This window comes from Hymenobacter sp., assembly GCF_035709525.1.
GTDB lineage: Bacteria > Bacteroidota > Bacteroidia > Cytophagales > Hymenobacteraceae > Hymenobacter.
This window is the reverse complement of sequence record NZ_DASTEP010000162.1, coordinates 18611-28522: the sequence shown is the minus strand read 5'-3', so window position 1 is coordinate 28522 and position 9912 is coordinate 18611. Positions and strand designations below refer to the sequence as shown.

The window sequence follows — 9912 nt, the reverse complement described above, 5'->3', positions numbered from 1 at the left end:
CGTGCTCACCCAAGTGGGCGGCGTAGCCCTCACCCTCTGGCAGCACGGCCCGCAAGCCGCCTGGCAAGCCATCAGTGCCCACGCCCAGGGCCTGCGCGCCCAAGCCCTGGATTTCGTCCAAGCCCAAGTGCTGGGCGTGGCTGCCAAGGCCGTGCCGCTCTTCCTGGCCTCGCTGGCCGTGCCCGGCGGGGCCTTCCTGCAACTGGCCAGGGGGCTCTATAACGGGGTCATGCTCTTCGTGGAAAAGGGCCGGCAACTCGCCCAGGTGGGCCAGGCCCTCTTTGCCTCGGCCGCCGCCATCGCCGCCGGCCAGCTCGCCCCCGCCGCCACGGCCGTCGAGAACACGCTCGTCAAACTCCTGCCCGTGGCCCTCTCCTTCCTGGCCCGGCAGCTCGGCCTCGACGGTATCAGTGGGGCTATTCAGACGGGGCTCAAGAAGGTGCAGGTGCCCGTGGAGAAAGCGGTCAACAGAGTGCTTGATACCGTGGCTGACAAGGCCAACGCCCTTTAGAGCACGCTCAAGGTCGGGGCTAGTAAAGCAGTGAACAAAGGGATGACTTCTTCATCTTGTCACAGTGCCTGAGTCAACCTCGCCAAGCGTAGCGGGCGAAGCATGCGGAGAATAGGCGCTATATTCGCCGCATAGTTAGCGGAGATTAGCGTGTACATTTATCAGCAGTCAACCTGGCCAGCTTTCACCTGGCAGCCCGAGCGCCTGGAGCCACTGCTCGGGGCAGTGCGGCACCAGCAAGGGCGCGTGCTGGGCCACATGGAGGCGCTAGGCTTTTCGCTGCAAGCCGAGGCCCTGCTGCAAACCCTCACTCTGGAAGCGCTCAAATCCAGCGAAATAGAAGGTGAGCTCCTGCCCAGCGACCAAGTGCGTTCTTCCCTGGCGCGCCGCCTGGGCCTGGACGTGGCCGGCTTGGTAGCGGCCGAGCGCCGGGTGGAGGGCGTAGTCGACATGCTGCTTGATGCCACCCAGAGCTTTGCCCAACCCCTAACCGCCGAGCGCTTGGGCAGCTGGCAGGCGGCGTTGTTTCCCACCGGCCGCAGCGGCTTGCAGCGCATCCGGGTGGGGGCGTGGCGCACCGGGGCCAAAGGACCGATGCAAGTCGTTTCCGGGCCCCCCGGCCGCGAGCAGGTCCACTTTGAGGCCCCTGTGGCCGAAGCGGTTCCCGCGCAGATGGCGCAGTTTCTCACTTGGTTCAATGCCGACCTGCCCCTCGATGCGGTGCTCAAAGCCGGCATTGCCCACCTCTGGTTTGTCACGATTCACCCCTTTGAAGATGGCAACGGCCGCGTGGCCCGCGCCCTGACGGAGCTGCAACTGGCCCGCGCCGATGCCTCGGCCCAGCGCTTCTATAGCCTCTCGGCTCAGCTGCGGCTGGAGCGCACCGCTTACTATGCGCAGCTGGAAGCAGCTCAGAAAGGCACCCTCGATATTACGCCTTGGCTGGACTGGTTTTTGGCCTGCCTGAGCCGCGCCCTGCGGGCGACCGAGCACACTCTGGCCAAGGTTTTGGCGAAAGCGCGGTTTTGGGAGCAGCACGCCGCCGTGGCCTTTAATACGCGGCAGCAGCGGCTGCTAAATCAGCTGCTCGACGGCTTTGAGGGGAAGCTAACATCTTCAAAATGGGCCCTTATTGCCAAGTGCTCGCAGGATACGGCCACGCGCGACATTCAGGCGCTGCTAGACTGCGGAATCTTGGTTAAAGAAGCGGCCGGCGGGCGTAGCACGAGCTATCGTTTGGCCGATGGGACGTTGGACTAGCAATAGGCTCACGCCGAGGCATTAAGGGTAGAAAAGCGGAAAAGATGCTTTAAGCAGGAGCACCCTGAGAAGTGATGAGGAAGCTTGCTTTGCTACTGGGCGGGCCCCTGTTTCAAAACCAGCACTTGTTGTCCAGCCCGCTTCTCCAATACGAACCCTTGACTTAGGTAGATACGCTCCAGGTGCTCCTCAAACGTAGGCGCCCGTTCGCTACGCTTGCTGAACGGCCCTGGATTATCGTACATCTCCCGCACCTCCGCCAGCTGGTAAACCGTTTCGGCCGGGGCGGCCGGGGCTGGCTTACTAGTCGTTTTCCGCACGGGCTTTTCGGCTTTCGGCACGGCCACGGGCTCCTGGCTGCGGCGAAATTCTTCGAGCAGCAGCTTCCCCGTAATGCATTTGTAGATGTAGTCGGCCGGCTTGCGAATGGCAGCTTTGCGGGGGCGGCGCATCACTTCCAGCACATAGTCCAGGTAATCAGTCGGGTACTGGCCCTCGGCCAAGTGCCGGCGAATAACCTCGCAGCCTGCCTCCCCTATCCCTGCGGCGAGCAGGGCGGTGGCCCAGGCCTCGCGTTCGGGTAGCGTATTTGCCGCTACTAACGGCAATTTGGTAGCAGATGGCTCCAGCACCAGCGGGCTTGCGTTGAAATTGAAGCGAATATGCTTTACCGCTTTGCCCTCGCGCAGCAGTTCCATCTCAAAGCGTAAGTCTGTGTCGGCCAGCTCTTCCTGCGCTTTGTCCAGCACCTTTGCTTTAAAGTTGTTGAAACGGTCAGCATACTCATCGGCCCGAATACCCAGCCGAAACCGCAGGTCTTCTACCGTGAAGGTGCGCGTCCCAAACGTGCGGTATTCCGACAGCAGCCAGTAAATCTTAAAGGAATGACTGCTGCTCAGGCTTTTAAGCTCCGTCGTCAGGCTCTTCGTGAAGTTGCCCCGTTGCGTGAGCTGTAGCAGGTACGGGATAAACTCGGGGTTGACCTTGATAAAAAGCCCCCCGCGCTGCCGCATATAACGCGCCTTGGTGATAAACGAGATGTACTCGTAGTCGGGCTTGCTTACCCGCTCGCCATTCGGCCCAAGCAGCTCCACGTACAGCGTCCGATTCAGCAGTCGCTTAGCTAATCCCTTGATTTGCAAATAGGCACTTCCACCCGTTTCATCCCCCACCAGTTCCGGGGCCGGGATAAAGTACTCCTTGAACTCCTCGTCGTCGGGATGAATGCGGGCCAGAATGGCCGTAAAGGCTCGCCACTCCAACGTATTCAATACAAATGAGCTGTTTATCAGCGCATTATGTTGGCGCACCTCCGGTCGTGGCGTGATGATGGATAGCAGGTTATTCACAAAACGGCAATTTGGTAGCAGATACGGTGTTCAAGATACAAATTCCCAAATTTGGAGCTGCCACTGCCGGGCCACAAAACGGCAATTCGGTAGCAGATAACGGTGAAATGGCGGCAAATAGTTATCCACAATAACGGCAATTTGGTAGCAGATAGTTATCCACAAAACGGCAATTTGGTAGCAGATAGGCCGTTTTGAAACGGCAATTTGGTAGCAGATAACGGCAATTTGGTAGCAGATAGGCCTCGCAACAATTTTAAAATCAAGTAGTTATGAGACCCGTAAAGACTATAAGACTTATTAATAATAAAGACTAGCTAGTGTTTTTTTTGATTTTAAAAATCTGGTCGGGTGAGGAGCACTTTTGAAAACCTTTTTCAAGTTTGGCTCCGCACGCTGGGCGCGAAATTTTAATTCATATATATTGATTATTTAGTGTAAACGCAAAATCGAAATTTAGCTGCGTCTGTTCGCCTCAAATTTCTCCGCACGGGCAGCGTGCTAGGTTGGTAGGTAGGCCACTGAGTCGTTGTACAGGCAAGAAGGGTGCGGGCTGCCGACTCAATGCTGGCAGCCCGCACCGTACACCGACCGCGAAACCCCGCTAGCTTCGGCTCCACTTTCAACTTACCAGCGCAGGCATCCGATGCGTGATGTGCGCTAGGTTTGGCTTTTCACAGGTTATTTCAGCACAAGCTTAGGGGGCAGGGAAGTACCAGGCAGTAGGGCGAGCTATCTGACTCACGTACCGCCAACTCCCAGTTGCCAGCCTTCTAGGGGCATGTGCACGCTGGCGCATCAGTGCCTTTCCAACGACCTGCCATCGGGTGCCGAAACTAAGTGCGTCCTTACTCCACGCTGCTGGTGCCGGCCGTTCCAAGGCCTCTATTTGCCCCGCTGCGGCCTGCTGGCAGCCCTCAATGGCTGATAGCGGTATGATTACCCCGCTTTTAGCTAACGGCGGCCTTAGCGAGCCTCAGCGGCAGAAAGCCGTCACCCTCCGCCGCACAATGCCCGGCGGCCACCCAGGCCGCTTACTAGTCAGCCTTGCGAACCAGGCGCTTGAGCGTCTTGGCGGCTACTTTAGGCGGCAGTTCTTTCTTGGCCTCGGGCTTGTCGGCCAGATAAGCTACCAGGGCCTCGTGCAACACCTCGTGTAGCTCCATGTGCGCCCAGTACTCGTACTGTCGAAGCTCGCGGTACACTTCGGGCTTGAGCTGGTTGGTGAACACCACCCGGCTTACCGGAGTGGCTGCTGGCTCGGCGGGGGCTGGCTCAGCCGCTGGGGCCGGGGCTGTCGTCGGGGGTAGCGGCGCGCTGGGCTCTACGCCGTAGATGAGGTCATCGGCACTGGCCGCCACCCGGGGGCGCGTGCCAGTCATGGAAGGCTTAGCCATGTAAAAAATCAGGATAGGCGGGTGAGAATTTCGTCGGTGAGGCTGCGGTAGTCGGCGGCCCCGTTGGAGTTGGGGGCCCAGTCGTAGATAGCGCGCTGCATACTCTGGGCCTCGTCCAGCGAAACGTTTTCGCGAATGGTTTGCTGCATGATGAGTGCGGCCAGCGCCGGGTCAGCCTGGAGGTCGCGGGCGTACTGGTGGTGCAGGGCCTTGCGGTAGGTAGGCGAGTATTTGGTGAAAAAGATACCCCCTACCCGCAGCTGCGGATTGAAATTGCGCTTGAGGCGGGCCACCATCTCAATAAGGGCCGTCATGCCCTCACTACCAAATAAGTTGGGTTGCAGCGGAATGAATACGGCCTCGCTGGCGACCAGTGCCGACACGGTGAGCGGCCCCAGGTTGGGGGCCGTGTCCACGATAACGTACTCAAACCGGGACGCTACTTCCGCGAGCTGGTGGCGAAAAAAGAATTGATAATCGGGAGCATTACCAAAGCCCTTTTCCTGCTGGGCCATGATGCGCGCCGACCGCACCATGCTGAGGCCCGTGCTGAGCGGATAGCAAAGGGAGGCCAGCGTAGGCACGCCCTCGCCCTCGGCCAGGGCCAGGCCCAGGTGGGGGTGCTCGGTGGGCAGCCCGGCGGCGGTGCTGGCATTGGCCTGTGGGTCGGCATCGATGAAGAGAACTTGCTTGCCCAGCTCGGCCAGGCGGTGGGCAACGGACAAGGCAGAAGTGGTTTTGCCGACCCCGCCCTTGTTATTGGCGAATGTTAGGATGTGCATAAGCGGGTGAATAGAGTTCCGCACAAACATACTGCCCGTAAGCAATACGACAACACAAAAACACGGGCCATACTGCAACATGTCAATAGGCAACACATGGCCATACCCGCCATACTGCAATACGTAAGTACAATACGTACCGAAACATTGAAATACTGCAAGCACAAACTAACTGTAGTGCCACTACGGCAGCAACATTGCAATATGGATTGTACCCGGAAATGCGAGTAGCAGTGCTGGTGCGATTTCTTTAGTAGGTATAATGAGAAATACTGCAATATATATTGCAAAATTATTTAAAAAGTTTTTATTAAAGTGGTTACGATATAAAATTTTTCCCCCACTCAATTTTTAAACTCAATTCGACTAGCTGGATGAACGGCTGGTTGCAATACATAAGCACTGCAATACAGCACAGGATATTTCAGTTTTCTTTTGGTAGGGATGAAAAATACAGGTAGCACGAGTGCTGCGAAATGATAGCGACGTAAATCCGTGCAATACATAAATACGGTAATATTGCAAGCGTGGCAATAGGTAATGCAATTCATACCGCAATACGTAAATATGTATTTCTTTCTTATTATATACTTATTTATATGTTTATGTATTGCGGTATGGCTGGCACCGGGCCTACTACTGAGATATAGGTTGAGCTAGCATAGCTAACCACGATTTCACTAGGAGGGAGTAGGGAAAATGGGATGGTTTAGCCGGAACGGACAGGGTACTGAGGTAGGTGTTGAAGTAGGTCCACTTCGAATTGGTGCGGCGAGCGGTAGCCGAGCGCCGAGTGGCGGCGGCCCAGATTAAAATAGGTGTCGAGGTAGTAAGCCACACGGCGGGGCTTCTGCCAGGCTGCCCCGCCGTGTGGCAGCAACTCGGTTGCTCCAGCCCGCTTCCGCTTGTGCGTTGTCGTAGGGGTTGCCCGGCCGGGCGTAGCTGGCCAGCACCCCCGCGTCGGTGATGCACTGGCGGCAGGCCCCACTGGTGTGCTGCCTGTCCCGGTCGGCGTGGATAACCAAGCCCGGCCGGGCTGGCGCAACGTGAGCGCCTGCTCCAGCGCAGCGCGTTGCCAGCGGCCGGGCAGAGTAGGCGAGATACCTTGGGCACGGGCTACGTCAGATTGCCTGGCTCCGGCGGCTACCTGCCGAACGCACTCGGCTGTGAACGCAGGCGTATATTTCTTGCGTGGGATGGGCTGGCCGTCAGTCGGTTTCTTTTCGGGCATTGGCAGGGAAAGTTAAGACTACTCCCTGTCCGTTTCAGCTAGACCGCCTCAAGCTACCCCACTGCCACCCAGAAATGCTGTTTGCCTCAAGCAGCAGACCATCAACTGGGCCTCAACAATAAAAAGCAACCTTAAAAGGGAGCTATGGGGGAGTGGCAACTTCGCGCGAAGTAAATTGGCAATCGGATGCGATAATTCATTTCTTTACATCAAGCAGGCGGTTGTACTGGCGCAGCACGGCTTGCAGGCGGTCGGCAGGTAGTCCGTAGAGCGTGTTGCCGTTGATGCCTTCCATCGTATCGGCGGCTACCAGGGCGTTGATGATGGCTTCTTCGGTGGCCTGAGCGGTGGCTTGGTACAGCCCGTCGAGGCGCTCTTTGGGCACCGAGTGCCAGGTTTCGAGCGTGCCCTTGTCGTTGGCCAGCGGGCCCTGGGTGCTGAAGGCCAGGAAAATATCGCCCGAGCTGTTGCGCCCCAGCCCGCCGGTGCGCGCCAGCCCGATAGTGACGCGCTTGGCCAGCTGCCGGAGCTGCGAAGGCAGCATCGGCGCATTGGTCGCCACCACTACGATGATGGAGCCATCCTTTTCCTTGGAGTGCATCACGGGCAGCAAGTCCTTGATTTCCTGGCCCACGGGCACACCCGCCACCACCAGGTCTTTGCGGCCCCCGAAGTTGCACTGCGCAAACACGCCTACCGTGTAGTGAGCCGTGTCGACGCGCACCACGCGCGAAGCCGTGCCGCTACCTCCTTTAAACAGAAACATCGCCATGCCGGTGCCGCCGCCCACGTTGCCCTCGGCCACCGGGCCGCCGTGCGCGTCGGCGAGGGCCTCCCACACGTGTTGTTTCGTGACGTGCAGGCCGTTGACGTCGTTGAGCAGCCCGTCAAAGGTTTCGGCCACTACGGGCAGCCCAAACGAGAAATCGACGCCCGCGCCCCGCGAAAACTGCCGGATGCTCCACTCCCCGATGGCGTCGCGCACCACGCCCACGCTGTTGGTATTGGTAATGCCAATGGGCCCGCTGGTAGTGCCATAGTCCTCGATAGCCGGCTGGCCCGTCATCTCGCCATCGCCGTTGAAAGTAAAGCAGGCGGCGGGCACGGGCGCATCGGTGCGGCCCCTGGGCAAGATGACGGTGACGCCGGTGCGCACCGGGCCGGTGCCGGTTTTCAGCCGGCCCGTGCCTTTCACCAGCGTTTTATAGCCCACCAGCACGCCCGGTACATCGGTGATGGCATTGTGCGGGCCGGGCGTGCCCTCAAACGGCACGCCCAACTGGCGGGCGCGGGGCTTGCCGGGGCCGGTGGGCGGGGCGGCGGCCGTTAGGCACAGCGGCAGGCCCAGCACCCCCCAAAGCAGGTAGCGTTTCATAGTAGTAGTGTTAGGGAAGGTTACTAATACGGATTGTGGGAGTCTGCTAATTTCCGTCCGGTAAGCCGGATTTGGCGCTGTTGAGTATTGATTTACAAGATTTAGCGCCAGCTATACAGCTCCGGCCGCGCCTAGCGGTCAGCCCCGCGCGCCAGGTCAAACGTGCCGCCGCTAATCGTGACGGGCACGGTTTTCATGCCCGCCGCAAAATCGACGTAGCTGCCGCTGGCCGTGAACGTGCCCACCAGGCGCGCGCCGTAGGCCGTGATGGTGACGCTACCCTTCGTAAGCGTGATGTCGGGCGCGGTGCTGCCGTTGCTGATGACCGCGCCGGCAAAGAGCGGAAACGTGCCCACCTGGCCCCGGCCGGCGGCGGGCACATGCAGCAGCAGGCCCAGCGGCTTCTCGCTTTTGGCATCCAGCTCGGTGCCTGCGCCGGGGCGCTGGCTCCAGTAGCCGATGGCCGCGCCGGGCCGCTTGCCTACGTCGGGCGGGCTGGCGATACTGAAGCGTTGGTTGTGAAACTTGCCGCCGTTGACGGTGAAGGCCACCGCCGGCGCGGCCCCGTGGTAGATGGTGAGCGCCAGCGGCGTATTGGCGTAGGCGGCGAGGCTGAGCAAGCCCGCCAGGCAGGAAAGCAGAAGATTCATGGTTGGTAGTGAGTTATTGAGTGGTGTGCGAGGCTTTAAGACGAGTCATGCTGAGCGCAGCGAAGCATCTCTGCCGCTTCGTTGTATGGCCCGGATGAGCCAGTAGAGATGCTTCGCTACGCTCAGCATGACCTGGTCTTGCTACCTGATTCTTTAGTTGGAAAGCCTGCCGGCTCTCACCGCTTCACTACCCGCTGCCGTAGCACCCGGCCGTCGGTCAGGGTAGCTACCACGAGGTAGACACCAGCCGGCTCGGTGGCCAAACTCAGGCTGGTAGCGGCGGCGGGCAGCGGGCGCAGCTGCCGGCCGGTGGCATCGAGCAGCGCGAGGGCGGCCAGCGGCTGGCCAGTGAGGTTTGTGAGCTGCACCGCGTCGGTGGTAGGGGTGGGGTAGAGCTGAAGCTCGGCGGTGCGGTTGGGGCGGGGCGTGCTCAGCCCGTGGCCTGCCGCCAGTACGCCTGCTCGTCGGCGTCCTGCACCAGGAAGAGCTTGCCGTTGGGCAGCTCGGCAAAAAACTGCTCGTTGCGGAAGCCGTGGATGCTCCAGCCGAGGCCCGCGTCCTCCACGCGCCAGGCGTGGCCGAGGTTACTGGATACCAGCGTGCCGTAGCGGCTGGTAGCGCTCCCAGCCCGCGAGTTGTACCAATCGCCACAGCGCGCGAAAAACAGGCAGGTTATCTCGCTGGCCTGCACCCGCCCAATGCCCCGGATGTCGACAGCTACCGACTGCCAGCGGCTGTGCGTGTCGGCGGCCACGTACAGCCCCGGCTGGTGCTGGCCCCAGGCATTCGACACCGTAGCGTAGAGCTGCCCGTGGCGGTCGGTCGCCAATTGGTTGATGTAGCGCCCGGTGCCGAAGCCGCTGTTGTGCGGCGTCCATTTGGTGCCTTTGTCGGTAGAGTAAAACACGCCGTCGCCCACCGCGGGCTTGCCGGGCAGGTCGTCGCCGGTGCCGGCCAGCAGGGTGCCGGCGGGCGTTTCGGCCAGGGCCCGCACGGCGTAGGAGGTGGCCAGGGCCACCGAATCCCAGGTGGTGCCGGCGTCAAAGCTGCGGTAGATTTTGCCTTGCCCGCCCGCCAGCAGGTGCCCGGCGCGCGTGGCCAGCAGCCGGTACACGGGGCCGGTGCGGCACACCAGCGCCCAGGTTTTGCCTTCATCGGTGGTGCGCAGCAGGCCGCCCGGCACGGTGGTGAGCAGCGTGGCCGCGCTGGTGGCCACCAGCTCGCGCTTGGAGCCGTAGGGCGAGGTAGGCGTTTGCTGCCAGAAAGTTTGGGCCTGCGCCGACAGTGCGGGCATCAGCAAGCCAGCGGCCAGCCACAGGCCGGCGGCGGGAGGTAGCTTTTTCATGAGCTGTAAAAA

General features: G+C 60.4%; 10 protein-coding genes. 2 read left to right on the top strand and 8 right to left on the bottom strand.

Translation table 11 applies throughout. The features are described from left to right. Both VFO93_RS13970 and VFO93_RS13965 read left to right on the top strand, forming a co-directional pair. A partial coding sequence (locus tag VFO93_RS13970; protein ID WP_325134998.1) for a hypothetical protein occupies positions 1-511 on the top strand: 511 nt, incomplete at its 5' end. A 144-nt stretch (positions 512-655) separates the two neighbouring features. Further along, positions 656-1771 carry a Fic family protein gene (locus VFO93_RS13965; protein ID WP_414653586.1) on the top strand — a complete coding sequence of 372 codons (1116 nt, stop codon included), beginning with the start codon at positions 656-658 and terminating at the stop codon, positions 1769-1771. A gap of 92 nt (positions 1772-1863) precedes the next feature. Here the strand turns inward: VFO93_RS13965 and VFO93_RS13960 are convergent, their stop codons facing one another. The 8 genes from VFO93_RS13960 to VFO93_RS13930 form a co-directional block, all read right to left on the bottom strand. Further along, positions 1864-3120, bottom strand: coding sequence for a replication initiation protein (locus VFO93_RS13960; RefSeq protein WP_325134996.1), 1257 nt, complete (start codon positions 3118-3120; stop codon positions 1864-1866). Positions 3121-4157: 1037 nt separating this feature from the next. Then, positions 4158-4517 (bottom strand): hypothetical protein, encoded by a 360-nt coding sequence (locus tag VFO93_RS13955; RefSeq protein WP_325134995.1) that lies wholly within the window; start codon positions 4515-4517, stop codon positions 4158-4160. Positions 4518-4525: 8 nt separating this feature from the next. Continuing rightward, the gene (locus VFO93_RS13950; RefSeq protein WP_325134994.1) at positions 4526-5299 is read right to left on the bottom strand and encodes a ParA family protein; all 774 of its coding nucleotides are present in this window, start codon (positions 5297-5299) and stop codon (positions 4526-4528) included. A 709-nt stretch (positions 5300-6008) separates the two neighbouring features. Continuing rightward, positions 6009-6530 carry a transposase gene (locus VFO93_RS22380; protein ID WP_414653585.1) on the bottom strand — a complete coding sequence of 174 codons (522 nt, stop codon included), beginning with the start codon at positions 6528-6530 and terminating at the stop codon, positions 6009-6011. Between the two features lie 196 nt (positions 6531-6726). Beyond that, positions 6727-7905: a P1 family peptidase gene (locus tag VFO93_RS13945; RefSeq protein WP_325134993.1), complete on the bottom strand. Its 1179-nt coding sequence runs from the start codon at positions 7903-7905 to the stop codon at positions 6727-6729. A 131-nt stretch (positions 7906-8036) separates the two neighbouring features. Next, positions 8037-8555: a hypothetical protein gene (locus VFO93_RS13940; protein WP_325134992.1), complete on the bottom strand. Its 519-nt coding sequence runs from the start codon at positions 8553-8555 to the stop codon at positions 8037-8039. Positions 8556-8731: 176 nt separating this feature from the next. Beyond that, on the bottom strand, positions 8732-8989 hold the full coding sequence (locus VFO93_RS13935) for a T9SS type A sorting domain-containing protein (protein WP_325134999.1): 258 nt from the start codon (positions 8987-8989) through the stop codon (positions 8732-8734). Beyond that, positions 8986-9900, bottom strand: coding sequence for a hypothetical protein (locus VFO93_RS13930; protein WP_325134991.1), 915 nt, complete (start codon positions 9898-9900; stop codon positions 8986-8988). Before VFO93_RS13930 ends, VFO93_RS13935 begins: the two co-directional genes overlap by 4 nt. Between the last annotated feature and the right edge of the window lie 12 nt (positions 9901-9912).

Bases quoted from the DNA above. Each gene is read 5' to 3' on its own strand.
- VFO93_RS13930 (WP_325134991.1), bottom strand. From the start codon at position 9,900: ATGAAAAAGCTACCTCCCGCCGCCGGCCTGTGGCTGGCCGCTGGCTTG.
- VFO93_RS13950 (WP_325134994.1), bottom strand. From the start codon at position 5,299: ATGCACATCCTAACATTCGCCAATAACAAGGGCGGGGTCGGCAAAACC.
- VFO93_RS22380 (WP_414653585.1), bottom strand. From the start codon at position 6,530: ATGCCCGAAAAGAAACCGACTGACGGCCAGCCCATCCCACGCAAGAAA.
- VFO93_RS13955 (WP_325134995.1), bottom strand. From the start codon at position 4,517: ATGGCTAAGCCTTCCATGACTGGCACGCGCCCCCGGGTGGCGGCCAGT.
- VFO93_RS13940 (WP_325134992.1), bottom strand. From the start codon at position 8,555: ATGAATCTTCTGCTTTCCTGCCTGGCGGGCTTGCTCAGCCTCGCCGCC.
- VFO93_RS13945 (WP_325134993.1), bottom strand. From the start codon at position 7,905: ATGAAACGCTACCTGCTTTGGGGGGTGCTGGGCCTGCCGCTGTGCCTA.